The following is a 24,380-nucleotide window of genomic DNA, read 5'->3' as shown; positions in this document are numbered from 1 at the left end:
CCTACAACGGGCTGCGGCGGCTCTACCTGATACGGGAGCCGCTGGCCCGAAGGAGACGCATGCACGTCGGCCCCGGCATTCCGCCGCGAGGGCGTCCGATCGAATCGGGCCCGGGGCACTCCACCTTGAACGGCACACGGCCCCGGAGCTGCAACTCCGGGGCCGCTTGTTCGGGCCGTTCCCCTGCGATCTAGGAGAGTGCACGACCCATGAGAAGTATCGTCGCTGGTCAGGTGGCCGTTACGGCCGAAGAGTTCGTTGAGCTGGCCCTGGGTACCCCGCTGGAGTTGTGGCTGGGTGAGGAGGGTGAGAGCGAGGAAGAGCGCGCGGCCCGGCTGGCCGCCGCGCGGGACATCCTCGCCGATGACCCGGGCCTGTACGACCGCACGACCGCGCTGGCCGTGGAGACCATCGGCCGCACGATGCCGGAGCTCCTGAACCTCGTCCCGGCCCGCCCCACCGTTCCCGCCCGCCGCCGCCCGCGGGGAAAGCAGGTGGCGGCATGAACCGCACCCGCAAGAACCTCAAGCGCCTGTTGACCGTCGCGCCGGCCGTGGCGATGACGGTCGTGTCGATGGTGCTCACGCTGGCCGTGGTCGTGATGTGGCTCGGTCAGTCGATGCCGTGGCCGGTTGCCCTGGTGGTCGGTCTGGGCCTGGACGGGGGTTGGCTGGCGACGCTGGCCTACGAGCGGCGTCTTGCCGCGCAGGGCGACCACTCCCGACCGGTCACCGCGGTCGGCTGGGCGTTCGGCCTACTGGCGACCGGTGTTCTGGTCGCTCACGCGCTGCTCGCCGAGAAGTCCGCGGGTGCGTGGCTGGCCGTGGCATGGCTGCCGATCGCAGCGAAGGCGCTGTGGCTTGTCCACAGCCTGTGGGAGCGCACCGCACTTACCGCGGGCGCGCTGGACAAGATCAGCGCCATTCAGCAAGAGGCGCGCGATGAAGCCGCGGTGGCGCGGGCAAGGCTGCGGGCCGACGCCACGACCGAAGAGACCCGGCTGACCGCCGTGACGGAGGCAGGCGCGCGCATCGCACGCGTGCAGGCCGCGACCGCCGCCGCACTGTCGGAGGCGTGGGCGGTGCTGGAAAAGGCCCGCACGGATGAGAAGTCCGCGGCGGCTCTGGCCAGCGTGACCGGTCGTGTCGCACCCGGCGCGCAGTCGCTGTGGGAGTTGCCGGTGTGGGGGCCGGTTGAGCCGCTTCCGACCCTGCCCGCGCTGGACGCGCCCGCCCTGTCGGATGACGACCTGGACGCGATCATCGGGCAGATCCTCGCCTCCCAGATCCCTCCGCCCTCCTACCGCGAGGCCGCTTCCCGGTTCCGCGCTTCCGGTCACAGCGCCTCGGAGACGCGTCTGCGGGCGTCGTGGAAGCGCCTGACCGCCGATGGCGCGACCGGCTGACCCCACCGACCCCCACCCCACTCGGAAGACCGGAGGCACTGACGTGTCTGAGATCAGCAAGGCTTCCGCCGAAGCGGTGGAAGCCGCCCGGCAGGGCGACCAGTTCGCGGTGATCGTGGCCGCGCTGCAAGCCCAACAGATCATCAACGCCCAACAGCAACAGGTGGCCCCGCCCACGCCGATCGTGGTCCAGAAGTCCGCTGCCGATCAGGCAGGCAAGTGGCTGGCCATCGCGGTAGGCGGATCGATGCTCATGGTCACCGTGGCGTTCGCTGCCGTCGCGCTGGCGATTGCCGCCGCGGCCGTGGCGCTGGTGGCGCTGGTCGTCTACGGCATCTACCGCGACATCCGCCGCCACTGACCTGCGGCAACCGAACCACGCGTTGACTTCCGCAAGTCCCCTTCCCGGACGGGAGAACCGTTGTGCTGCCCATCGGTACCCGCGTGACCATCACCTCCGTTGACCACCTGGCCGTGGACGGTGCCAAGCCGCCGCGTCGGCTGATCGGCCGCCGCGCCATCGTGACCGACCACGAGAACGGCATGAACATCGTCTCCGGTCTGACCCTCACCGAATGGTTCGCCGGTCACTACGTGTTCGGCGACGACCACGTAACCGTCGTCGGCGGTGGTCCCCGGTGATCCGCACCCACCCCGACGACCCACCGCTGACCGCCGCGGAAGCCGCCCGCGTGGCCTGGCTGATCGCCCGCATGGCCAAGCGCGGCGTGGCGGGTGACGACGTTGATCAGCGCGACCTGCAACGCAAGCTCGATCGCATCTTGGACGGCGCACGCAAGCGCGCCGACACCAGTAAGTGACCTTGCCCCGGACCGGCCGCCTATCCGCCAAGACATCGGCCGGCCCGGGCCCCACACCTCATGCCAGAGAGCAGGGAAGCCCAGCATGACCGAGATCATCGACATCAGCACGCGACGGGCCCGGCCCGTCACCGACCTGACCAAGCACACCGCCGATCCCGCCTCCGACAGCGACCCCGCCCCGGGCGCTCCGCGGGTGCTGGAAGGCCGCGTCATCCCGTCCGGAATCCCGGGGATGGGCAAGGAAGAGTGGGGCCGTGCCGCGCTTGCCTCCGCCCGCCTGCGGCGTGCCGCGGGTGTGACGCTGCACGTCGTCACGCATGACCGCACCAAGACCGGTGCCCGTCTGGTCGTCCGCCACGGGTCATATGTGGTGGGCGGGGCCCGCATCGTGGCAAAGCGCGCGTGGGATGCGCGCACGGTCGCCCGGCATGAGCGGATGATGCGCGCCGCTGAGGCAGCCGGTCAGCACGAGGTGGCCCTGGAGTGGGCGCAGGCCGCAGCCAAGGCCCGTGAGGACCGCCACAAGCGCCGGATGGAGCTGCTGACCGCCGCCCCCCGGGTGGTGAAGTCCGCCGCGGTCGGCACCGCCGGCACCGCGGGCGGCCTGCTCGGCCTGGGCATCGTGCTGGCCATCGCCGAGAAGCAGCCGGGCCTGACCATCGCGCCGATCATGTTCATCATCCACGCCATAAGCACGCTGGTGTGGCTGGCGTCGATCGTATGGGGACCTGCCACGTTCTTCGGCCCGTGGCTGGGCCTGGCGGCCCTGTGGAGCATCGGCCGCAAGGGGCAGGCCGCGCCGAACTGGGCGCTGCCCGCCTCCGAGCAGGAGACCCGGGATGTGGTGCCCGATGAGGGCGCGATCCTGGACGCCCTGCGCCACCTGGGCATCGGCCCGCTGAACCAGGCGTTCAAGGCTGGTTGGCAGGCCCGCTGGGTCCAGCCCACGACCCGGCTGGGGAAGGGCTGGCACACCCAGTTGCAGCTCCCGATGGGCGTGACCGTCGAGATGATCAACAAGCACAAGGACGTGCTCGCCCACAACCTGTTGCGCCTGCCCGTCGAGGTGTGGCCGACCGAACCGTCAACGGCCCCCGGCACCCTCGATCTGTGGGTGGCCGACCAGGGCAGTCTCTCGGGCAAGGTGCTCGCCTGGCCCCTGCTGACCGAAGGGACGGCGGACTACTTCAAGGGCGTGCCGGTCGGTGTCTCGCAGCGTGGGGAGCCGGTCATGGGCAAGCTCATGGCCAGTAACTACATGGTCGGCGGCATCATGGGTTCGGGTAAGTCGTCGCTGGTCGTCGGGTTGCTGCTGGGCGCGATGCTTGACCCGCTGGTCGAGATCGACGTGTACGTCATGGCCTACAACGTGGACTACGACCCGATGCGGGATCGGCTGCGCACGCTGGTCAAGGGCGACGAGGACGAGCAGGTCAAGGACGCCCTGTATGCGCTGCGGGACCTGCGCGACGAGGTGACGCGGCGCGGCAAGCTGCTGGAGGAGATGGGCGGGGAGACCGTCAAGCTCACCCGGGAACTGGCCGAGCGGGACCCGCGGATGCGTCCGCGGGTGGTGGTGTTCGATGAGTGCCACGAGCTGTTCGAGCACAAGAAGTACGGCGAGGAAGCCGCTGAGCTGGCCATCAAGGTGCTCAAGAAGGCGCGGAAGGTCGGCATCACGCTGGTGTTCGTCACCGTCTCCCCGACCGCATCGAGCATCCCGAAGGACGTTACCCGCAACACCTCCCATCGGGTGGCGTTCGCGGTCGGCGACCACGTCGCCAATGACGGTCTGCTGGGCACGGGCAAGCACCGCGCCGGCATCACCGCCACCACCCTCAACCCCGCCGAGAACATCGGCACGGCGCTCACGGTCGGGTTCACCTCGAATGCGTTTGAGCTGGTCCGGGCCTACTACGTCGGCAAGGACGCCGAGGTGGACCAGGTGACGCCCGTCGTGAAGCGGGCGTTGGCGCTGCGCGAGGGCATCACACCCGCGGCTGCTGCCGATGCTCCGGCTGGCGAGGAGGTGGACCACCTCGCCGACATCTACGCCGTGCTCGGGCAGAACGAGCGGATGCGCACCCAGGAGGTGCTGCACCGCCTCTCCGAGCGCAACGGACGCGAGTACCGGGAGTGGACGTTCGCCGATCTGCGCGAGGTCCTCGCCCCCTCCGGAGCCGTCCGCAAGTCCGACGGCCGCATGGTCGTGGACCGGGGCAGGGTCCGCGAGGCACTGGACGACCGGACCGAGGACACCGCCGAGAGTGACGCTGAGTGAAGGGAGGCGGTCAGGGAGGCAGGGAGTTCTCCCTGACCGCCTCCCTGACCCCGCCTCCCTGACCTGATCAGCACGAACACCCGCACAGGGAGTCAGGGAGGCACCCGGCTCGGACCTGCGGAAACCTCCGAAAACCAGGGTTTCCGGGATCCCGCATGCCTCCCTCCCTGTACGCACAGTCACCGATCTGAGGAAGAGAAAACCGGAAGTCGCGCGTCAGTCGATCCACGCCTCGCTCTGTCGATGGCGGTCCAATCCCGCAGCGGAGAACTCGTCCTCCCTGCCGCTTACCCGCACGCCCAACCGCCGCAGCGCCTGGGAGATCGGGGTGCCAACAGGCGGAGGGGCCTGTCCTTCCTCCAGATGAAGCGGTCCCAGCACGAGGGTCCCGCCGTCCCACACCGCAGCGCGCTGCTCGCCCACACCGCCGAAGTACTCAGCTTCCACATAGGCCATCGGTCCACCAGCCGACCAGGCAGCGAGGGTCTCCTCGAACCCTCCCGGCAGCCGCCAGAACCCCAACACGCCCTCACCACTGCTATCTGCGACGGAATCGGCCAGCGCCTTCGTCATCGGCATGAGTGCGAGGCCCTGTCCGATCGACGTCAGCCGGGCGCCCGGAAGATCCTTCGCCACGGTGCTCAGGGCCTTGCCCTCGCCGATCACTGCTTCCAGTTCGTAAGCCATCGCTAACCCCCTCCAGTTCGGAGGCCCCATCTTGTCCTACAAGCCCAGGAGCCCGCGCGTTGCTCCCGCCCAGAACCGCCCTGCACCCAGCGGGTTCTCGCCGGGATCCCATTCCGGCCCGGCCAACCCCCTGGTTCCCGTCTACCCCTACCGATGCGCCCCCGATGGCCTGCTGACCCGCCGCCAACTCCGCGCAGCAGGGCTGCGGCCCGGGGGCGTCGACCCGGTTGCGGAGATCCGCTGGCGTCGGGGGCGGCGCTTCGCGCTCCTCTACGACCGCACCCACGCCCTGCCCGTCCGCCCCATGACCGAGGGCCGCAGGCGGGCCTTGAACGCGGCGATGCGGGCCCGCCGCACCTGCCCCGCCTGCCGCCGCGACCGCGGCTACGTCATCCCTCGCTCGCTGGGCTGCTGCTGGCCCTGCTCTGACGCCTCGAAGGAGGCAGCGTGAGGTTCTATCTGACCACCCACAAACGGCACTGGGTCACCCTCACCGACGTGCCGCTGTTCTTGAAGTACGAGCACTTCGGTGTGGGCACCGCCCGCAGCCTGCCGCTGGCCATCGGCCGCTACGCGATCGACTCCGGCGGCTTCACCATCCTCCAGCGGTTCGGACGCTGGACCATCACCCCCCAGCGGTACGTGGACGACCTGCGGCGCATCCGCGATGAGGTCGGCCCGTTCGACTGGGCCGCACCGCAGGACTGGATGTGCGAACCCGCGATCATCCACGGCGGCACCTTCGGCGGGCAGACCTTCACCGGCACCGGCCTGTCCGTCGCCGAACACCAGCGCCGCACCGTCGCCAACTACCTGCACCTACACGAGTTGGCCCCGGACCTGCCGATCGTGCCCGTCCTCCAGGGATGGGAGCTCCCGGACTACGAACGCTGCGTCGGCATGTACGACCGCGCCGGCATCGACCTCACCCGCGAACCGCTGGTCGGCCTCGGGTCGGTCTGCCGCCGCCAATCCACCACCGACGGCGCCGCCATCGTGACCAGCCTGGCCGCGCACGGCATACGCCTACACGGGTTCGGCTTCAAGACCCTCGGTCTCCAGCGCGTCGGACACCTGATGGCATCCGCCGACTCCGCCGCCTGGTCCTACCACGCCCGCAGGCGTCCCCCCATGCCCGGCCACACCACGCACAAGAACTGCGCCAACTGCCTGCCCTACGCCCTCAACTGGCGCACCAAAGTCCTGACCGGGCTCCCCGCCAACATCCCGCCCGTGTGACCCCGCCTGTGGGCGGTCGCGCTCTCGCCAAAGTCCGCGACCGCCCCGGCACCAGCAACCCCATCAAGGAACTGGAGACACCCAGCATGGCCCATCCCGACCGATCCGCGCTGCTGTCCGCAGCCTTATCCGCCGCCGAACGCGGCTGGCCCGTAATCCCGCTGTGGCCCGGACGGAAGATCCCCAATCTCCACAGCGAACGCGCCTGCCACCACACCGGAGACTGCGCGGGCGGGCACCGCACCTGGGAGCAGCGCGCCACGACCGATCCCGCCCGCATCGAACGGTGCTGGGCTGCGGGGGCGTTCAACGTCGGCATTGCGACCGGCCCCGCGGGGCTGGTCGTGGTGGACCTGGACACCGTCAAGGCGACAGACATCAAGGGCCCGCCTGACGGCGTGACGACCTTCCAGGCGCTCTGCGAGCGCAACGGGCAGCCCGTCCCCACCACGCGCACGATCCGGACCGCGAGCGGCGGGCACCACCTGTACTTCACTGCGCCGCCCGGCATCCGGCTGGGCAACACCGCGGGCACCCTCGCCCCCCATGTGGACACCCGCGCATGGGGCGGACAGGTCGTCGCTCCGGGGTCCGAGACGCCACAAGGCCCGTACACGGTCCTGTGCGACGTAGAGCCTACAAACCTACCCGAATGGCTCCAAAAGGCTCTGACGGCCCCTCAGAGGGCCGTGGTGGGCCCGATCCGGCCCACACCGCCCCGCAACGCCCCCCGACTCGCCTCGGTGGTCCTCGATCGTGAGGTGAGCGCGGTCGCCGGAGCTTCGGAGGGCGGGCGGAACGCTGAACTGCTGCGCGCGGTGCGGGCGGTGGGCCGTTTCGTGGCGTGGGGAGACCTCGACCGCGCCGCCGTTGAGGAGGCTTTTCAGGCGGGGGGCGAGTCGGCGGGACTGCCGGCATCCGAGTGCCGCGCCACCATCCGCAGCGCCCTGGACTGGTCCATCCGCACCGCCCGACCCCGGGAGACGGCATGAACCAGACCCCATCCCCCCGCCTGAAAAGCCTCACCGCCACCCCAGACCAGCTCAGCACCGCCACACCGCCAGGAACACCCGCGGCGGGTGGTGCGCCGAAGGTCGTCGCCGAAGGCGTCCTGTCTGCTGTTGTCCCTGACCCGCGCCCGAGAGACGGGCGCCAGCCGGTCTCGTGGTTGCACGTCGTCGCGGCCCCGAGCTGGAACACGATCCCGTGGGCCACCTCGGACTGCCTGTGCGGCAGGCACGTGGAAGCCTCCGGCCGCCGAGACGTGCTGGTCCTCATCGAGACCCACAACGCGCACCGCGAGGTGTGCCCGCTGCTCATCCCCGCACCGGAGAGGAGGCAGGCGGCATGAGCGAGAACGGCGCTGCCCTGCTGGACGAGGTGGAAGCCTTCCACCGCCGCTTCAACGTCTTTCCCCTGGAAGCCGCCTACGTCGCCGTGGCCCTGTGGGACGCCCACGCCCACCTGGTCGACGCGTTCGACTCCACACCGCGCATCGCGTTCCTGTCCCCGGAGCCCGGGTCGGGCAAGTCCCGGGCCCTGGAAGTGATGGAGACCCTGGTCCCGAACCGGATGATGGCCGCAAACGCCACCGCCAACGCCATGTTCCGCGCGGTGTCCGCGACCGAGACCCGCCCCACCATCCTCTTCGACGAGGTGGACGCCATCTTCGGCCCACTGGCCGGAGGAGACGAACAACTCCGGGCATTCATCAACGCCGGACACCGACGCGGCGCGTCCACGTGGCGGTGCGTCGGCGACGGATCGTCGCAGACCCCGACCGAGTTCCCGTCGTTCTGCGCCGTGGCCATGGCGGGACTCGGGTCGCTGCCGGACACGATCCTGACCCGCTCCGTCATCGTGCGGATGCGAAGGCGGGCACCGAACGAGGTGATCGAGCCGTGGCGCAAGCGGCTCAACGAACCCGAAGGCCACGCCCTCCGCGACCGGCTCGCGAAGTGGGCCGCCAGCGTCCGAGAGCAGGTGGACGGAGCCTTCCCGGAGATGCCGGAAGGCGTGAGCGACCGGCCCGCGGACGTGTGGGAACCCCTGCTCGCCGTGGCCGACGCGGCAGGCGGGCACTGGCCGGCGCGGGCCCGCGTGGCCTGTGTGGAGCTGGTCAAGGCCGCGAAGCAGAGCGACAAGGCCAGCATCGGCATCAAGCTGCTCACCGACCTGCGGCTGATCTTCAACGGCGCGGAACGCATGCCGACCGCGCACATCCTGGTCAGCCTCAACTCCCTGGACGACTCCCCATGGGCCGACATCGGCGGCAAGCCCCTGGACGCCCGGGCGCTGGCCAAGCGCCTCGGGGAGTACGTCACCGCCGACAACGACCCGATCAAGGCACGCAACATCAAGACCGGCGACGGAGTCGTCAAGGGCTACTACGCCAGCGACCTGCACGACGCGTGGACCCGCTACTGCCCCCCTCTCCCTGAGAGTCCGCTACTTCCGCTACCTCCGCTACCGCGCAGGTCAGACCCGGTGGACAGGTAGCGGCAAGCCCCGCACCTATCCGCTACCAGCACGCCACATCCGCTACCGGTCGGACCTCCGGCCGGTAGCGGCACATCCGCTACCCGCTACCCCATCCGCTACCACACACAAGCCCCTGACCAGGGCGGTAGCGGAGGTAGCGGAAGTAGCGGACCCAGAGGAAGAGGGGGGCCGCCCCCCGCTCACCGCGACAAGGAGCCGCAGTGACCACCGCCATCGCAGAGTTTCCCAGCGAGATTCCTGACGCCAACGGGAAGTTTGTTCTCCTCACGGTTGAGGAGGCGGCTGACCGCCTGCGCATCGGTCGGACGACCTGCTTCAACCTCATCCGCACTGGGGCACTGGAGTCGGTGACCATCGGCCATCTTCGCCGAGTTCCGGTCGATGCCTTGCCCGAATACGTTGCGCGGCTGCGCGAGGCGCACCGCGCCGCCTGACTCCCTCAGCCTGTGGCGTGGCTCCGGACTCCGGAGCCACGCCACAGGCGCATTCTCCGATCAGCCACAACAACGGAAGTGACCTGTGGACAAGCCAAAGCGAGCGAAGCGCCCCGATGGGGCATCAACCATCTACTTCGGCAAGGACGGCTACTGGCACGGCCGCGTCACAGTCGGCATCCGAGACGACGGCAAGCCCGATCGACGCCACGTGATGAGCAAGGTCAGTGAGGCGGAGGTTATTAAGAAGGTCCGCAAGCTCGAAGCCCAACGCGACGCGGGCAAAGTGCGCAGGGCCGGTAAGGCGTGGACCCTCGAAGCTTGGCTACTCCACTGGGTTGAGGAGATCGCCAAGCCTTCTGTGCGCGATTCGACCTACAGCGGATACGAGGTGGACGTGCGCGTTCACCTGATTCCGGGCCTGGGCGCTCACCGGTTGGCCAAGCTGGAACCGGAACACCTCGAACGCTTCTACTCGAAGATGCTGGCAAGTGGCAGCAAGCCCGCGACGGTCCATCACGTGCACCGGTCGCTGAAGACGGCTCTGAATCACGCTCTGCGTCGTGGCCACGTCACGCGCAACGTGGCCATGCTCGCGGCGGCCCCGAAGGTCGAAGAAGAGGAAATCGACCCGTACGACCTCGAAGAGGTGCAGCGTCTGCTCACACAGGCGGCCAAGCTGCCCAACAGCGCACGGTGGTCCGTGGCGCTCGCTCTCGGTCTGCGGCAAGGGGAAGCGCTTGGACTGCGCTGGACGGACGTGGACCTGACTCGCGGCGTGATCCGCGTACGGATGAACCGGCTGCGTCCGAAATACCGGCACGGCTGCGACGGGGATTGCGGCCGTAAGGCGGGGTACTGCAAGCAGCGCGTACGGAAGAACGAGGACACCGCCAACACCAAATCCCGTGCGGGCCGGCGCGTCATCGGCCTGCCCGACGAACTCGCCCGTCTGCTGGAACTGCACAAGGAGGAGCAGGATCGGGACCGCCGCCGCGTCGGCAACGCGTGGCGCGAGACCGGGTTCGTCTTCACGTCTCCGTTCGGTGAGCCTCTGGTGCCGAGCACCGACTACGACACGTGGAAGGACCTGCTCGTCAGCGCCAAGGTCCGCGACGGGCGTCTCCACGACGCTCGCCATACCGCCGCTACCGTCCTGCTCATCCTGGGCGTCCCTGAGCGCGTCGTGATGCAGATCATGGGGTGGTCGTCTACCGCCATGGCGGCCCGCTACCAGCACGTGACCGCAGGCATCCTCCGGGATGTGGCCGAGCGCGTCGGTGGTCTCATCTGGGAGGTGGCCAAGGGCGGGGGAGAGGTGGACTCCGAGAGTTCCGCGGGCACCCGTTGAGACTGCGGTTGAGACTGTGAACGCCAAGAGGGCCGGACCACTGATGTGGTCCGGCCCTCTGAGCTGGCGGAGGATACGAGATTCGAACTCGTGAGGGGTTGCCCCCAACACGCTTTCCAAGCGTGCGCCCTAGGCCTCTAGGCGAATCCTCCGCGGCAAACAGTACAAGACCGAGGGGGGTGGTAGCGAACTCGATCCCGGGTGATCCGATCGGGTAGGGTGGGGCTCAGCCCCTCACGTGGCGCTATCTCGCTGAACTCCCCCAGGGCCGGAAGGCAGCAAGGGTAGGTGGGCTCTGGCGGGTGCGTGAGGGGTCTTCGCTTGCCCGGACGCGGAACCCGGCCCCGGACCGGACGCGGATCCGGCCCCGGACCGGACGCGGAACCCGGCCCCGGACCGGACGCGGACCCGGACGCCGGCGCGAGGTCGGGGTGAGGCCGCGAGCCGGTGGGAGTGCCGCACCGGAGGCGGCCCTGGCAGGGGTGGGGCGCGATGTCAGTCCGCGCGGATAGTCTCGTAGGCGTGTCCCTCGCCCTGTACCGCCGCTACCGACCCGAGACCTTCGCCGAGGTCATCGGGCAGGAGCACGTCACGGACCCGCTGCAGCAGGCGCTGCGGAACAACCGCGTCAACCACGCCTACCTGTTCAGCGGGCCGCGCGGCTGCGGCAAGACGACCAGCGCCCGCATCCTCGCGCGCTGCCTGAACTGCGAGCAGGGCCCGACGCCCACCCCGTGCGGCGAGTGCCGCTCCTGCCGCGACCTGGCCAGGAACGGCCCCGGCTCCATCGACGTGATCGAGATCGACGCGGCCTCCCACGGCGGTGTCGACGACGCCCGTGACCTGCGCGAAAAGGCCTTCTTCGGCCCCGCGGCCAGCCGCTACAAGATCTACATCATCGACGAGGCCCACATGGTCACCTCGGCGGGCTTCAACGCCCTGCTGAAGGTGGTCGAGGAGCCGCCGGAGCACCTCAAGTTCATCTTCGCGACGACCGAGCCCGAGAAGGTCATCGGCACGATCCGCTCGCGGACCCACCACTACCCGTTCCGCCTGGTCCCGCCCGGCACCCTGCGCGACTACCTCGCCGAGGTCTGCGAGCACGAGGCGATCCAGGTCGAGGACGGCGTGTACCCGCTGGTCGTCCGCGCCGGCGCGGGCTCGGTGCGTGACTCGATGTCGGTGATGGACCAGCTGCTGGCCGGAGCCGACGCCGGCGGTGTGACGTACGCCATGGCCACCTCGCTGCTCGGCTACACCGACACCGCGCTGCTCGACGACGTCGTGGACGCCTTCGCCTCCGGGGACGGCGGCGCGGTCTACGAGATCGTGGACCGGGTCATCGAAGGCGGGCACGACCCCCGCCGTTTCGTCGCCGACCTGCTGGAACGCCTCCGCGACCTGGTGATCGTCGCGGCCGTCCCGGACGCGGTGGACAAGGGCCTCATCGACGTGCCGCGGGACGTCATGGAGCGCATGCAGGCCCAGGCGTCGGTCTTCGGCGCCGCCGAGCTGAGCCGCGCCGCCGACCTGGTCAACACCGGGCTGACGGAGATGCGCGGCGCCACCTCGCCGCGGCTGCAACTGGAACTGATCTGCGCCCGGGTGCTGCTGCCCGCCGCGTACGACGACGAGCGGTCGCTGCAGGCGCGGCTGGACCGGCTGGAGCGCGGTGTCGGTTCCGCCGGGGCGGGCGCTGGCATTGGCGCCGGTCACATGGGGGGCGCGTTCGCGGACGGCGGCTTCCCCGGCCCGGCCCAGGGCGGCGGTGTCCCCGCGGGTCCCGGTGGCGCGGCCGCGGCCCGGGCCGCGATGGGACGCCCCGCGCCCGAGCCGGCACCCTCCGCACCCCCCGCGGCCCCGGCGCCCGTGCCCCCCGCACCGCCCGCCTCCGCCCCTGCCCCGGAGCCCGTCGCCGCGTACGAGCAGCACGAGCAGCCCGGGCCGCCGCCCGTACCGCACCCCGCCGAGCAGCAGGCGCCCCCCGCGCAGACCCGCGCCCAGGAACAGCCGCAGGCCGCCCGCCCGGGCGCCTGGCCGGTCGCCCCGGGCAGCCCGGGCGCGGCAGCCGGATCCGGTGCGGGCACCCCCGCGGCCGCACCCGCGCGCCCCGGCGCCTGGCCCACTGCCGCGGTGCCGGGCGTACCCGCCGCGCCGCAGCAGGAGGCCGCCCGGCCCGCCCCGGCACCCCAGGCCCAGCCCCAGGCGTCCCAGGCCCAGACCTCCCAGTCCCAGACACCGCAGCCTCAGACATCCCCGCCGCAGGCCCCGGCCGCCCCCCCGCAGCCCGCGGCCCAGGCGGCCCCGCAGCGCCCGGCGCCCCAGGCGTCCGCCCCGGTCGGCGACCCGTCGCGGGTCCGCCAGCTCTGGCCGCAGATCCTGGAGGCCGTCAAGCACCGCCGTCTGACCTGGATGCTGCTGCTCAACAACGCCCGCATCGTCGGTTTCGACGGCGAGACGCTGCAGATCGGCTTCGACAACCCCGGCGCGCGCAACAGCTTCGCCAACGGCGACAGCGAGGACGTCCTCAAGCAGGCGATCACCTCGGTCGCCGGCGCGTCGTGGCGGATCGAGACCCTCGTCGACCCCGGCGGCGGTGGTGGCGGTGGCGGTGGTTACGGCGGCGGTGGCGGCGCCGCGCCGCGCCCCCCGGCACCGCAGCAGCCGTCCGGCAACCCGGCGCCCTACGACCGCGGCGGCGCGGGCAGCGCGACCGGCGGCCCGGGCGGTCCCGGCGCCCCCGCGGGCCCGGGGCAGAACGCGGCGGGCCCGGGTGGAGGTCCCGGCGGAGGCGGCGGTCCCGGCGGATCAGGAGGCGTTCCCGGTGCGGCCCCCGGCCACGGCGGCGGCGCCGCGACGGCCCTCGCCGCGCGTACCCTGGCCCCCCGTCCCGCGCAACCGCACCCGGCGGCGCCCCCCGCCGAGGAGCCGCCGCCGCTCGAGGACGACATCCCCGAGGACGACGACCCGGATCTGGTGGACTCCGCACTCAGTGGTCACGACTTGTTCATCCGTGAGCTGGGCGCCACCGTCATCGAGGAGATCAACCACGGCTGACCTGCGGTTTCGTTGGCACGGGTGGCGGCACGCGCGGTGTGGTCCGCGGTGCTGAGGCCGTCTGCCCCTCCGGGCTGAGACCGCGGCGCGCCGATCCTCCGTACGGCGTAGAGCGCTGGGCCGTACGAGCACGTAGGCTCGCTCTGTCACGTACGAACAGCACGGAACAGGCGGGAGCGAAACCGTGATCCCCGGTGGTCAGCCGAACATGCAGGAGCTGCTCCAGCAGGCGCAGAAGATGCAGCAGGACCTCGCCGCGGCCCAGCAGGAGCTGGCGGAGGCGGAGGTGGAGGGCTCGGCGGGCGGTGGTCTGGTCAAGGCGACGGTGACCGGGGCCGGCGAGCTGCGGGCGCTGGTGATCGACCCCAAGGCGGTCGACCCGGACGACACCGAGACGCTGGCCGACCTGGTGGTGGCAGCCGTCCACAGCGCGAACGCCGCCGCCGCGCAGCTCCAGCAGGCCAAGCTCGGCCCGCTCACCCAGGCGCTGGGCGGCGGTATGCCCGGCCTGCCTTTCTGACCCCACAACCCACGAGGAAGGCGCGTCGGCGTGTACGAAGGCGTGGTTCAGGACCTGATCGACGAGCTGGGCAGGCTGCCCGGCGTGGGTCCCAAGAGCGCGCAGCGGATCGCCTTCCACATCCTGCAGGCCGATCCGGTGGACGTGCGGCGGCTCGCGCACGCGTTGGCCGAGGTCAAGGCCAAGGTGCGGTTCTGCGCGGTGTGCGGGAACGTCGCGCAGGACGAGCAGTGCCGGGTGTGCCGTGACCCGCGCCGCGACCCGGCGGTGATCTGCGTGGTCGAGGAGCCCAAGGACGTGGTGGCGATCGAGCGCACCCGCGAGTTCCGCGGGAAGTACCACGTCCTGGGGGGTGCGATCAGCCCCATCGAGGGTGTCGGCCCGGACGACCTGCGGATCAGGGAACTGCTGGCCCGGCTCGCCGACGGCACCGTCACCGAGCTGATCCTGGCCACGGACCCCAATCTGGAAGGGGAGGCGACGGCCACGTATCTCGCCCGGATGGTGAAGCCGATGGGACTGCGCGTGACACGGCTGGCGAGCGGGCTGCCCGTGGGCGGCGACTTGGAGTACGCGGACGAGGTCACGCTGGGGCGGGCCTTCGAAGGGAGGCGGTTGCTGGATGTCTGAGACCGTGGTGAACAGGAAGCAGGGCCCCCGCGGCTCCCGGAACGGGGGGACCGCCACGAAGGGTCTGGAGCAGGCGGTGCCGGGTCCGCAGGAGCCGGACGAGTTCGCGGTGCAGATCGGCGACCAGATCGAGAGCTTCATCCTCTCGGTCCGCGAGGTGGCCAAGGGCGACGACCCCGACAGCGCGGTGCCGTACCTGCTGCTGGAGGTCTCGCAGCTGCTGCTGGCGGGCGGGCGGCTCGGCGCGCACGAGGACTTCGTGCCGGACGAGCGCTACGAGCCGGACGTCGGCCCGGAGCCGGACGAGGACGAGCTGCGGCAGCAGCTGGGGTCCCTGCTGGAGCCGATCGACGTGTACTCCGAGGTCTTCGACCCGTATGTGCCGCGGTCGACGCCGGTGGCGTCCCGCATCTCGGACGATCTGGCCGACGTGGTGGCGGATCTCACCCACGGGCTGGCGCACTTCCGGGCCGGGCGGGTGTCCGAGGCCCTGTGGTGGTGGCAGTTCTCGTACCTGTCGAACTGGGGGCCGACGGCGAGTGCGTCGCTGCGGGCGCTGCAGTCGCTGGTGGCCCACGTCCGGCTGGACAGCCCGCTGGACGAGCTGGACGGGCTGGACACCGGCAGCGACGGGGACGACGAGGAGCAGTTGGCGCAGGAGGCCGGGCGGGTCATGGAGGCCGAGCTGGGCACCATGGGCCTGCGGCGGGGCCGCCGCTGAGGCCCGCCGGGGCCGGGGAGTGGGGCACGCCGGGGCCTGTCAGGGCCCGGGGGTGCGGCACGTGAGCCGGCGAATGATCACGTGGTGAACGCCTCGTCTCATCATGCGATACAACCGGGGCATATGGTCCCTGCTCGTTAAACTGGGCTGACCGCATTCCCCCCTGAGCGAGGAGCGCACGTGGGCCTTGTCGTGCAGAAGTACGGCGGCTCCTCCGTTGCTGATGCCGAGGGCATCAAGCGGGTCGCCCGACGGATCGTCGACACCAAGAAGGCCGGCCACCAGGTCGTCGTCGTGGTGTCCGCGATGGGCGACACGACGGACGAGCTCATCGATCTCGCGGAGCAGGTGGCGCCGATCCCGGCGGGCCGCGAGTTCGACATGCTGCTGACCGCAGGAGAGCGCATCTCCATGGCGCTGCTGGCGATGGCGATCAAAAGCCTCGGCCACGAGGCGCAGTCGTTCACGGGCAGCCAGGCCGGTGTGATCACCGACTCGGTGCACAACAAGGCGCGGATCATCGACGTGACGCCGGGCCGGATCCGCACCGCGCTGGACGAGGGCAACATCGCGATCGTCGCCGGCTTCCAGGGGGTGTCCCAGGACAAGAAGGACATCACCACCCTGGGGCGGGGCGGCTCGGACACCACGGCGGTGGCGCTGGCCGCGGCCCTGGACGCCGGCGTCTGCGAGATCTACACCGACGTCGACGGCGTCTTCACCGCCGACCCGCGGGTGGTGAAGAAGGCCCGCAAGATGGACTGGATCGCCTTCGAGGACATGCTGGAGCTGGCCAGCTCCGGATCGAAGGTGCTGCTGCACCGGTGTGTGGAGTACGCCCGCCGCTACAACATCCCGATCCACGTGCGGTCCTCGTTCTCCGGGCTTCCGGGTACCTGGGTCAGCAACGAACCACCCCAAGGAGAGAGGCCGATGGAGCAGGCGATCATCTCGGGTGTCTCGCACGACACCTCCGAGGCGAAGATCACCGTCGTCGGGGTACCGGACAAGCCGGGCGAGGCGGCGACGATCTTCCGCGCCATCGCCGACGCCGAGATCAACATCGACATGGTCGTCCAGAACGTGTCGGCGGCGGCCACCGGGCTCACCGACATCTCCTTCACGCTGCCGAAGGCCGAGGGGCACAAGGCGATGGAGGCGCTGTCCAAGGCGCAGACGGTGATCGCCTTCGACTCGCTGCGGTACGACGACCAGATCGGCAAGATCTCGCTCGTCGGCGCGGGGATGAAGACCAACCCGGGCGTCACGGCGACGTTCTTCGAGGCGCTGTCCAACGCCGGGGTGAACATCGAGCTGATCTCGACCTCCGAGATCCGCATCTCGGTCGTGACGCGGGTCGACGACGTGAAGCCGGCCGTGCAGGCGGTGCACTCCGCCTTCGGGCTCGACAGCGACAGCGACGAGGCGGTCGTCTACGGCGGTACCGGCCGCTGAACCGGCCCCGCAGCCGGGCCTCCCGCCGCTGAACCACAGCGGCGGGGTGCCGGTCACCGGCCGCCGGCCGACGCGGAGTTCGATAACTGCTGGTCTGGACCACTTGAACCAGGCTGCTCAAACGTTGGACAATCTTCTCCCCCGTGGCTGCAACCGGCCGGCCGCGGGGGAGCGTCTTTGTGTCAGTGCACCGCCCTGTGGTGTGGCACGCCGTACGTGTTCCTGGGGGGCGTCGGTGGCATTGGGGCGCAAGGAAGAGTTGGTACGCATGGAGATATCTGACGCTCCGTCGGGTCATGAGACTTGCGCGTACAACCCTGGCGGGGGGATGTGTGTCCAACAGTCGTGGCGGAGGCATTGGGCATCGAGACGGCATTCGGACCGCGGGGCGGCACTCTGGCGCCCCCGCGGATCCCGCGGGCGCGCACGGCAGCTGCCGGCACAGCCGCGGGGGCGCCGGCACGGGGTCCCGGAGGGCTCCCGGTGATCGCGCCGTGGCCGGTGCGGGTGACCGGCGACAGCTCGTCCACCACCTCTGACAGTCGGGACACTGACACCGCGATGGCAGTCGGCACCACGGTCGACCACCTCACCGAGACCTACCGCGCGCACTACCGCTCGCTGCTCGGACTGGCCGCCCTCCTCCTGGACGACACCGCCTCGTGCGAGGACGTGGTCCAGGAGGCGTTCATCCGGGTGCACTCGGCGCGCAGCCGCGTCCGGGACCCCGAGAAGACCTTGGCCTACCTGCGGCAGACCGTCGTCAACCTGTCCCGCTCGGCCCTGCGCCGCCGCATCCTCGGCCTGAAGCTCCTCTCCAAGCCCATGCCCGACATGGCCAGCGCGGAGGAAGGCGCCTACGAGCTCCTGGAGCGCGACCAGCTGAAGGCCGCCATGCGCACCCTGCAGCGCCGCCAGCGCGAGGTGCTGGTGCTGCGCTACTTCGCCGACATGACCGAGGCACAGGTCGCCGACACCCTGGGGATTTCCCTGGGCTCGGTCAAGGCGTACGGTTCACGCGGCCTCGCCGCGCTGCGCGTCGCGATGGAGGCGACGGCATGACCACCCCTCACGGACCCGACGACCCTCACACCATGGATCAGCAGAACAACCCCCTTTCTTCGCACTCCGAGGAGCCGCTGGGCGGCGAGTCCGCCGAGGAGGCGGCACTGCGCGTCCTCATGCGCGACGCGGTCCAGGGCCTGCACGGCTCTCCGGCCGCCCTGGACCACCTGCGTCAGGCCATTCCGGTGCGCCGGCAGCGCCGGCGTCAGGCGCTGGTCGGCGCCGCGGCCGCGCTGCTGCTGATGGGCGCGGCCGTGCCCGCGCTGATCCGGGCGGCGGGCACCACCAACGGTTCCAGCACCACCGCCGCCAGCGTCTCCGCGTCGCACACCGGCTCACCGGAGACCGACGGCCACACCAGCCCCGGCGGCGCCGACGATCCGTCGGGCCACGCACCGCCGGGCCCGGGCGGCGACCCCTCCGCGCAGCACCCCACCGCGGGCGGCACGCCCACCGCCGAGCCCACCACCGCGGGCGGTACCGGCGGTCCCGTGCCGGACTGCTCCAGCGCACAGCTCGGGCAGGGCGCCAGCGGCGCCGACGCACCCGACGCCGGCGGCCGGGTCTACGGCTGGTTCCGTGTGGCGAACGTCTCCGACACCGCGTGCACCGTGCCGAGCGGCGGCGTGGTCCAGGCGCTGGCCCAGGGATCGGCCGATCCCTCCCGGATCCAGGTCGTCAGCCACACCGCGGGTGACGCCGCGTCCGGCCTGCCCGCGCCCGACACGGCCGGCCCGCTCCTGCTCAAGCCCGGCGAGGACTACGAGGTGGCCTTCGCCTGGGTGCCCGACGGCAGCGGCCCCGGCGGCTGCCCGGTGCCCAGCACACCGCCCCCCTCGCCGACGGCGACCCCGACGGCGACCGGCACCGCCGGTTCCGGCACGGACGCCGGCAGCACCGACGCGAACGGCGCGCCCGCCGGCACGGGCGGGTCCTCCGCCGCCGGTGACACCCCGGCCGCACCCGCCTCCGGGAGCGTCAGCCTGAACCACACCCCGGCCGCCGGCGCCCCCGTGGTCACCGGACCGGTCATCAAGGACGCCTGCGCCGGCACGGTGTACACCACGGCCCCGCTGCCCGCCACGAACGGGACACCCGCCTCCTAGAGTGCGAAGCCCGCGCCGGTTCCGGGGGCCGGCCCCGGGAAAGCCGGGCCGCTCCCGGGGTCGGGCGCAACACACCGGCCCGGCCCGCGTACCGTTGTGGCGTGTACCGGTTCCTGCTCACCTCCCGCTGGCTGGCGGTCAGCGTGCTCACGCTGCTCGCCGTCGCCTTCTGTGTGTTCATGGGCAGCTGGCAGCTGAGCCGGTTCGAGTGGCGCGTCGACCAGCACAAGTCCGCCAAGCACAACCAGAGCAGGACCGCCGCCCAGCCGCCGGTGCCGCTGGCCCGGGTCCTGCCCGGCACAAGTGCGCAGGTCTCCGACGGCGACTCGGGACGCCCGGTCAGCGCCACCGGACGCTACGACACCGCCCACCAGTTGCTGGTCCCCGGCCGCGACCTCGACGGCCACAACGGCTTCTACGTGCTCACCCCGCTGCGGGTCTCCGGCGGCGCCGCGCTCCCGGTCGTCCGCGGCTGGCTGCCCGGCGACGCGTCCGCCGCCGCGCACAGCGGTTCCGTACCCGCGGCGCCCGCCGGCCAGGTCACGGTCACCGGAGCCGTGCAGTACCCCGAGACCACGGAGAGCGCCGGGGTCACCACCACCGCGCTGCCGTCCGGCCAGCTCGGCATGATCAGTGCCGCGTCGTTGGTCAACCTCCTCCCGTATCCCGTCTACAACGGCTGGATCACCGACACGCACCCCGGCGCCCCGCTGAAGGCGGTGCCCCCGGCCGCGCCGCTGGACAGCGGGCTGGACATCAAGGAGTTCCAGAACCTCGGCTACACCGGGCAGTGGTTCGTCTTCGCCGGCTTCGTGATCTTCATGTGGTTCCGGTTCGTCCGCCGCGAGGGCGAGGCGCGGGCGGACGCCGCCCTGGGCCTGGTGCCCCGCCCGGCACCGGCCGCCGACCCCGCCGAGCCCTCCGCGACGACCTCGGCCTGAACCGGCCACCGCACCCGGCCGCCCGAGCTCGGCCGCCGAGCCGGGCCCCGCGGCTGTTCGCCGAATCCAGCCACCGCACCCGGCCGCCGAGTTCGGCGGAGCCCCGCCCGGAGGACCCCTCCGGGGACGGGCGGGGCTCCGCCAGGACTACGCCGCGCCGCCCGTGTGGCGCAGGGCGAAGGCCAGCTCCAGCCGGACCTGCTTGATCCGCTCCTCGACCACGAGCGAGCCGTGGCCCGCGTCGTACCGGTACACCTCGTGCGGCTTGTCCAGGTCGCGGAGGCGCTCGACGTAGGTGTCGATCTGGCGTATCGGGCAGCGCGGGTCGTTCATGCCGGCGCTGATGTAGACCGGCGCGGCGACCTTGTCGACGTAGGTGATCGGCGAGGACGCCTCGTAGCGCTCGGGGACCTCCTCGGGCGAGCCGCCGAACAGGGTCCGGTCGAGGGCCTTGAGGGCCTCCATCTCGTCGGCGTAGGACGTCACGTAGTCGGCGACCGGGACCGCGGCTATGCCGACCGTCCAGGCGTCCGGCTGGGTGCCGAGGCCCAGCAGCGTGAGGTAGCCGCCCCAGGAGCCGCCGGTGAGCACCAGCCGGGACGGGTCGGCCAGGCCCGAGGCAACCGCCCAGTCGCGGACCGCCGCGATGTCCTCCAGCTCGATCAGGCCCACCCGGTGCTTCAGGGCGTCGGTCCACTCGCGGCCGTAGCCGGTGGAGCCGCGGTAGTTGACCCGGACCACCGCGAAGCCGTGGTCGAGCCAGGCCGCGGGGCCGGCGGCGAAGGCGTCGGAGTCGTGCCACGTCGGACCGCCGTGGATCTCGAAGACGGTCGGCAGCGGCCCGGCGGGACCGTCCGGCGTGCCCGCGCCGGCCGGGCGCTGCACCAAGGCGTGGATGCGGCCGCCGGGACCGTCCACCCACACGTCCTCGACCGGCACGGAGTCCGGGGCCCGCAGGCCCGGGGCCTCCAGCACGATCTGCCCGGCGGTGGAGCGCACCGCCGGCGGCAGCGCGGCCGACGACCAGAGGTACTCCACCGTGCCGTCCGGGCGGGCCGTGGCGCCGCTCACCGAGCCGGCGGGGGTGTCCAGCTCGGTCAGGGAACCGTCCGCCAGGTCGTACCGGAACATCTGGGTGCGGGCGTGGAAGTCGTGCACCACCAGCAGCGCCGAGCCGTCCGGGTACCACTCGGCGTGCACGTCGCCGGGCAGGTCGATCGTGAGGGCGGTCTCCTCGCCGGTGGAGGTGTCCCAGATCATCGGCAGCCAGCGGTCCGCCCGCTGGTGGCCCACCAGCAGCCGCGCGTCGCCCGTCACCGGCGCGAAGCCGAGGCTGTCGAGGCCGAGTTCGCGGGTGCCGCCCTGGGTATCGTCCAGTTCGGCGACGGTGGAGCCGTCGGCCACGCGCACGACCCGCAGCGCGCTGTGCATCGCGTCACCGTGCTCGGTGTGCTCGATGACGACGAGTGTGCCGTCCTCGGAGATGTCGCCGACGCCGCCGGACTCCTCGTGCCGGTAGATCTCGTACGGCTCGCCGCCGTCGGCGGGCACGACGTGCACCGAGGTGCCCTCGTCGTCCGTGGAGCGGCCCACCACCGCGACGCCGCCCACGCCGAGCGCGAGACCCGCGGGGTAGGAGGGGGCCAGGGCCGGCGCGGCCGGTATGTCGTCACCGCCGCCGAACGGCTGCTTCATCCACACGCCGAACTCGTCGCCGTCGGTGTCCGAGAACCACCAGACCCACTCGCCGTCGCGGCTCAGCGTGCCTTCCGTCGTGCCGTTCGGCCGGTCGGTGACCTGACGGCGCCCGCCCTCGGTGCGGTCCCACGCGTACAGCTCGTACGTCCCCGTCACGTTCGAGACGAACAGGCTGCGGTGCGGGGCGTCCTCGGCCCACTCAGGGAGTCCGACGCGAGGCGCGCGGAACCGCTTCTCCCACTCCGGCATGGCGCCGGCCTCCGGCATGGATCCACCCGTGGATCCGGTGATCTCGTTCATGCACCCATGATGCTCCGCTGCACGCACATTCGGTGAGGCCCTCGGCGCAGCCTGTGGACAACGCCCGGAACCCGCAGGTGGGGGCGGTGGCAGAGCGTGACGAAAGCAACAGGAGGGGTCGGGGAGGGGGTGGGGCCGGTCCGGGCGGCCGGGCCCGTTGCGGTGTTACCCGGGGTCGCCCCTGCCCTGGCTGGGGGCAGTTCTGGCAGCGGTGCGGGCTGCGCTCCCGGGCGGTGGCTCAGGCTGCGACCCCTGGCGGTGGTGCGGGCTGCGGCTCGCGGTCCGCGGGCGGCCCGGGGTGGCCGGGGGCGGCCCGGCCCCACGGCCACAGAGTCACCCAGTTGCGGCGCCACCCGCTCCGGCCCGGCACCGTCCGGTCCGGCTGGACGCCGTGCCGCCCGGGGCTGTCCCGTCCGGCTGGACGCGGTACTGCCCGGGGCTGTCCGGTCCGGCTGGACGCGGTACCGTCCGGCGCTGTCCGTCGTACTGGACGCCGTGCCGCCTCGTACCGTCCCGTCCGGCTGGACGCGGTACTGCCTCGTACCGTCCCGTCCGACAGGACGCCGTCTCGCCCGGCGCCGTCTCGCCGGGCGCCGTACCGCCCGGCACCCTCCCGCCGAGGCGGGCCCCGCCCGCAACCCCTACTGCCCGCTCACCTCCGACTGCTCCGCCGCCCCCCGCACCACCACGACCGGGCACGACGCGTGCAGCATCACGGAGTTGCTCACCGAGCCGAGCAGGGTGGCGCGGAAGGTGCCCAGGCCGCGCGCACCCATGACGATCAGTTCGGCGCCCTCGGCCCGGTCCAGGATCGCCTCGGTCGCGTTGCCGATGACGATCACCTGGCTGACGCTCCTGGCCTGCTCGGCGGGGAGCGCCTTGCCGACCGCCTCCGACAGGGCCTCGGCGGCGGGCTCCTCCATGTCGAAGTCCTCGGGCAGACCCGGCAGACCGCCCCAGCCCCAGTGGCTCGGCAGTTCCCACGCCATGACCGCCTCCAGCGCGGCACCGGTCAGCGACGCCTGCCGGCCCGCCCAGCGCAGGGCTTCGAGGGACGGCTCCGAGCCGTCGACGCCCACGACGATCCTGCCCGGACGCATCGCCGACTCGGCGGTGGGCGCCGTCGCCGCGCTGCCCGGGTCCTGCAGCGGGCCCTCCGCGGGAACGTCGTCGGGCTCGGAAATCGGCTCGGCCATGGCACCTCTCCTTGCGCGTCGCGGAAGCCGGGCGCTGCGGCCAGGCGCGGGGGATGCGCCGCCCGGCGGCAGCCCGCAGGCCAAACCCTAGGCGGAACACGCACAGGCCGCAGATCGGCGCAAACCACTCGTTCGGGTGCGGCGCTCCACTGTTCGCCACCGCTGGGTCAGGACCGGGCCCCCGGCCGGAACGGTCACCTCACGCGTCGCGGACCACGCACGCGTCCAGCATCGGCCCCAGCTCGCGGGCCACTGTCCGCAGCGCCCGCACGTCCTGCTCGGCGCGGGCGATGAGAATGGCGCCCTCCAGGGTGCTGATCATCAGCGTGGCCAGCGCGGGCGCCTGCGTGGCCGGGACGCCCATGCCGGTCAGGGCCTCGGTGACGGGGGCGTTCCACGTCGCGAACGCGGCGGCCGTCGCGGTCCGGGTCGAGGCGACGGACTCGGCGCAGTCCACGGTCGCCGCTGCCACCGGGCAGCCCGAGCCGAACCCGAGGGTCTCGTACTCGTCCGTCCACTGCCGGACCATCGCCGCGAACAGCCCACCGGGCGTGGGCTGGTCCATGGCGGCGAGGAAGCGGGCGACGCGCCGGCCCGCGTACCGCCCGGCCCACGCCACCGCCTCGTTGACGAGCTGTTCCTTGCCGCCGGGGAAGTAGTGCTGGAGGGAGCCGCGGGGCGCCTCGGCGTGCGCGGCGACGTCCCGCATGCCGGTCGAAGCGACGCCGTCCCGCCGGATGAGCTGTGCCGCGCTGAACACCATGCGCTCACGCGGGCCGTACGTGCGGGGGCCGGGGGCGGCCGGGCCGGTGGCGGCGGGGCCGGGGGCGGTCGGGCCGGTGGCGGTCGGGTCGGAGGTCCCCGCCGCTGCCGGCGTCCCGGCGTCGCTCGTCGAACCGCGTTCGGACGACGTCATGACCGACCTCCCGTCGTGCTGCCTCACCCACGGCGGGCGCGGGCCCGCCGGC

Annotated in this window: 24 protein-coding genes, 1 tRNA gene and 1 other RNA gene; 21 read left to right on the top strand and 5 right to left on the bottom strand. The window is 72.0% G+C overall.

Annotation, left to right across the window (positions count from 1 at the left end):
* Positions 1-209 precede the first annotated feature (209 nt).
* The 6 genes from K7862_RS07720 (at position 210) to K7862_RS07695 (ending at position 4,510) form a co-directional block, all read left to right on the top strand.
* Positions 210-506, top strand: coding sequence for a hypothetical protein (locus K7862_RS07720; RefSeq protein WP_222961679.1), 297 nt, complete (start codon positions 210-212; stop codon positions 504-506).
* On the top strand, positions 503-1,405 hold the full coding sequence (locus K7862_RS07715) for a protein spdB (RefSeq protein WP_222961678.1): 903 nt from the start codon (positions 503-505) through the stop codon (positions 1,403-1,405). Before K7862_RS07720 ends, K7862_RS07715 begins: the two co-directional genes overlap by 4 nt.
* 43 nt (positions 1,406-1,448) lie before the next feature.
* A complete protein-coding gene (locus K7862_RS07710; protein WP_222961677.1) occupies positions 1,449-1,766 on the top strand; it encodes a hypothetical protein in 318 nt (105 codons plus the stop codon).
* A gap of 62 nt (positions 1,767-1,828) precedes the next feature.
* Complete coding sequence (locus K7862_RS07705) at positions 1,829-2,047, top strand: hypothetical protein (protein ID WP_222961676.1); 219 nt, start codon at positions 1,829-1,831, stop codon at positions 2,045-2,047.
* On the top strand, positions 2,044-2,226 hold the full coding sequence (locus K7862_RS07700; protein WP_308011893.1) for a DUF6257 family protein: 183 nt from the start codon (positions 2,044-2,046) through the stop codon (positions 2,224-2,226). The genes K7862_RS07705 and K7862_RS07700 overlap by 4 nt, the downstream gene beginning before the upstream one ends.
* A gap of 85 nt (positions 2,227-2,311) precedes the next feature.
* A complete protein-coding gene (locus K7862_RS07695; RefSeq protein ID WP_262412796.1) occupies positions 2,312-4,510 on the top strand; it encodes an FtsK/SpoIIIE domain-containing protein in 2,199 nt (732 codons plus the stop codon).
* A 216-nt stretch (positions 4,511-4,726) separates the two neighbouring features.
* Here the strand turns inward: K7862_RS07695 and K7862_RS07690 are convergent, their stop codons facing one another.
* The gene (locus tag K7862_RS07690) at positions 4,727-5,197 is read right to left on the bottom strand and encodes a hypothetical protein (protein ID WP_222961674.1); all 471 of its coding nucleotides are present in this window, start codon (positions 5,195-5,197) and stop codon (positions 4,727-4,729) included.
* A 130-nt stretch (positions 5,198-5,327) separates the two neighbouring features.
* On the opposite strand from K7862_RS07690, the gene K7862_RS37355 reads away from it, so the two are divergent.
* The 6 genes from K7862_RS37355 (at position 5,328) to K7862_RS07665 (ending at position 10,723) form a co-directional block, all read left to right on the top strand.
* Positions 5,328-5,648: an RRQRL motif-containing zinc-binding protein gene (locus tag K7862_RS37355; RefSeq protein WP_262412832.1), complete on the top strand. Its 321-nt coding sequence runs from the start codon at positions 5,328-5,330 to the stop codon at positions 5,646-5,648.
* A complete protein-coding gene (locus tag K7862_RS07685; RefSeq protein ID WP_222961673.1) occupies positions 5,645-6,436 on the top strand; it encodes a deazapurine DNA modification protein DpdA family protein in 792 nt (263 codons plus the stop codon). Before K7862_RS37355 ends, K7862_RS07685 begins: the two co-directional genes overlap by 4 nt.
* 86 nt (positions 6,437-6,522) lie before the next feature.
* Positions 6,523-7,428 (top strand): bifunctional DNA primase/polymerase, encoded by a 906-nt coding sequence (locus tag K7862_RS07680; RefSeq protein WP_222961790.1) that lies wholly within the window; start codon positions 6,523-6,525, stop codon positions 7,426-7,428.
* 355 nt (positions 7,429-7,783) lie between these two features.
* Complete coding sequence (locus K7862_RS07675; protein WP_222961672.1) at positions 7,784-8,935, top strand: DUF3631 domain-containing protein; 1,152 nt, start codon at positions 7,784-7,786, stop codon at positions 8,933-8,935.
* 203 nt (positions 8,936-9,138) lie between these two features.
* On the top strand, positions 9,139-9,372 hold the full coding sequence (locus K7862_RS07670; RefSeq protein WP_308011892.1) for a helix-turn-helix domain-containing protein: 234 nt from the start codon (positions 9,139-9,141) through the stop codon (positions 9,370-9,372).
* 85 nt (positions 9,373-9,457) lie between these two features.
* The gene (locus tag K7862_RS07665; protein WP_222961671.1) at positions 9,458-10,723 is read left to right on the top strand and encodes a tyrosine-type recombinase/integrase; all 1,266 of its coding nucleotides are present in this window, start codon (positions 9,458-9,460) and stop codon (positions 10,721-10,723) included.
* Positions 10,724-10,787: 64 nt separating this feature from the next.
* Here K7862_RS07665 and K7862_RS07660 read toward each other — a convergent pair.
* Positions 10,788-10,875: transfer RNA gene (locus K7862_RS07660), tRNA-Ser, on the bottom strand.
* Positions 10,876-10,948: 73 nt separating this feature from the next.
* Here K7862_RS07660 and ffs point away from each other — a divergent pair.
* The 9 genes from ffs to K7862_RS07615 all read left to right on the top strand — a co-directional run bounded on the left by ffs (position 10,949) and on the right by K7862_RS07615 (position 20,218).
* Positions 10,949-11,045, top strand: an RNA gene (gene ffs, locus K7862_RS07655) — signal recognition particle sRNA small type.
* 200 nt (positions 11,046-11,245) lie between these two features.
* On the top strand, positions 11,246-13,780 hold the full coding sequence (locus tag K7862_RS07650; RefSeq protein WP_308011891.1) for a DNA polymerase III subunit gamma and tau: 2,535 nt from the start codon (positions 11,246-11,248) through the stop codon (positions 13,778-13,780).
* Between the two features lie 184 nt (positions 13,781-13,964).
* On the top strand, positions 13,965-14,300 hold the full coding sequence (locus tag K7862_RS07645) for a YbaB/EbfC family nucleoid-associated protein (RefSeq protein ID WP_222961669.1): 336 nt from the start codon (positions 13,965-13,967) through the stop codon (positions 14,298-14,300).
* 30 nt (positions 14,301-14,330) lie between these two features.
* On the top strand, positions 14,331-14,930 hold the full coding sequence (recR, locus tag K7862_RS07640) for a recombination mediator RecR (protein WP_222961668.1): 600 nt from the start codon (positions 14,331-14,333) through the stop codon (positions 14,928-14,930).
* Entirely contained in the window at positions 14,923-15,651 is a 729-nt protein-coding gene (locus K7862_RS07635; protein WP_222961667.1) for a DUF5063 domain-containing protein, read from the top strand. Before recR ends, K7862_RS07635 begins: the two co-directional genes overlap by 8 nt.
* Positions 15,652-15,831: 180 nt before the next feature.
* Positions 15,832-17,106, top strand: coding sequence for an aspartate kinase (locus tag K7862_RS07630; protein WP_222961666.1), 1,275 nt, complete (start codon positions 15,832-15,834; stop codon positions 17,104-17,106).
* 345 nt (positions 17,107-17,451) lie between these two features.
* Positions 17,452-18,168: a SigE family RNA polymerase sigma factor gene (locus K7862_RS07625; protein WP_372461516.1), complete on the top strand. Its 717-nt coding sequence runs from the start codon at positions 17,452-17,454 to the stop codon at positions 18,166-18,168.
* A gap of 32 nt (positions 18,169-18,200) precedes the next feature.
* A complete protein-coding gene (locus K7862_RS07620; protein ID WP_222961665.1) occupies positions 18,201-19,277 on the top strand; it encodes a hypothetical protein in 1,077 nt (358 codons plus the stop codon).
* A gap of 101 nt (positions 19,278-19,378) precedes the next feature.
* Positions 19,379-20,218, top strand: coding sequence for an SURF1 family protein (locus K7862_RS07615; RefSeq protein ID WP_222961664.1), 840 nt, complete (start codon positions 19,379-19,381; stop codon positions 20,216-20,218).
* Between the two features lie 147 nt (positions 20,219-20,365).
* Here the strand turns inward: K7862_RS07615 and K7862_RS07610 are convergent, their stop codons facing one another.
* The 3 genes from K7862_RS07610 to K7862_RS07600 form a co-directional block, all read right to left on the bottom strand.
* Positions 20,366-22,216, bottom strand: a complete 1,851-nt coding sequence (locus K7862_RS07610; RefSeq protein WP_262412795.1) for a S9 family peptidase — start codon at positions 22,214-22,216, stop codon at positions 20,366-20,368.
* A 641-nt stretch (positions 22,217-22,857) separates the two neighbouring features.
* On the bottom strand, positions 22,858-23,316 hold the full coding sequence (locus K7862_RS07605; RefSeq protein ID WP_222961786.1) for a universal stress protein: 459 nt from the start codon (positions 23,314-23,316) through the stop codon (positions 22,858-22,860).
* A gap of 295 nt (positions 23,317-23,611) precedes the next feature.
* Positions 23,612-24,175, bottom strand: a complete 564-nt coding sequence (locus K7862_RS07600; RefSeq protein ID WP_222961785.1) for a TetR/AcrR family transcriptional regulator — start codon at positions 24,173-24,175, stop codon at positions 23,612-23,614.
* Positions 24,176-24,380: the final 205 nt, after the last annotated feature.

This window comes from Actinacidiphila acidipaludis, assembly GCF_019890725.1.
In the GTDB taxonomy this organism is placed as follows: domain Bacteria; phylum Actinomycetota; class Actinomycetes; order Streptomycetales; family Streptomycetaceae; genus Actinacidiphila; species Actinacidiphila acidipaludis.
Note: the sequence above shows the minus strand (reverse complement) of the source record. Positions and strands in the feature narration are given on the sequence as shown.

What these genes read in the sequence shown, in the direction of transcription:
- K7862_RS07720 (WP_222961679.1), top strand. Translation starts at nt 210, where the DNA reads ATGAGAAGTATCGTCGCTGGTCAGGTGGCCGTTACGGCCGAAGAGTTC.
- K7862_RS07715 (WP_222961678.1), top strand. Translation starts at nt 503, where the DNA reads ATGAACCGCACCCGCAAGAACCTCAAGCGCCTGTTGACCGTCGCGCCG.
- K7862_RS07695 (WP_262412796.1), top strand. Translation starts at nt 2,312, where the DNA reads ATGACCGAGATCATCGACATCAGCACGCGACGGGCCCGGCCCGTCACC.
- K7862_RS07690 (WP_222961674.1), bottom strand. Translation starts at nt 5,197, where the DNA reads ATGGCTTACGAACTGGAAGCAGTGATCGGCGAGGGCAAGGCCCTGAGC.
- K7862_RS07680 (WP_222961790.1), top strand. Translation starts at nt 6,523, where the DNA reads ATGGCCCATCCCGACCGATCCGCGCTGCTGTCCGCAGCCTTATCCGCC.
- K7862_RS07675 (WP_222961672.1), top strand. Translation starts at nt 7,784, where the DNA reads ATGAGCGAGAACGGCGCTGCCCTGCTGGACGAGGTGGAAGCCTTCCAC.
- K7862_RS07635 (WP_222961667.1), top strand. Translation starts at nt 14,923, where the DNA reads ATGTCTGAGACCGTGGTGAACAGGAAGCAGGGCCCCCGCGGCTCCCGG.
- K7862_RS07620 (WP_222961665.1), top strand. Translation starts at nt 18,201, where the DNA reads ATGGATCAGCAGAACAACCCCCTTTCTTCGCACTCCGAGGAGCCGCTG.
- K7862_RS07610 (WP_262412795.1), bottom strand. Translation starts at nt 22,216, where the DNA reads ATGAACGAGATCACCGGATCCACGGGTGGATCCATGCCGGAGGCCGGC.
- K7862_RS07605 (WP_222961786.1), bottom strand. Translation starts at nt 23,316, where the DNA reads ATGCGTCCGGGCAGGATCGTCGTGGGCGTCGACGGCTCGGAGCCGTCC.
- K7862_RS07600 (WP_222961785.1), bottom strand. Translation starts at nt 24,175, where the DNA reads ATGGTGTTCAGCGCGGCACAGCTCATCCGGCGGGACGGCGTCGCTTCG.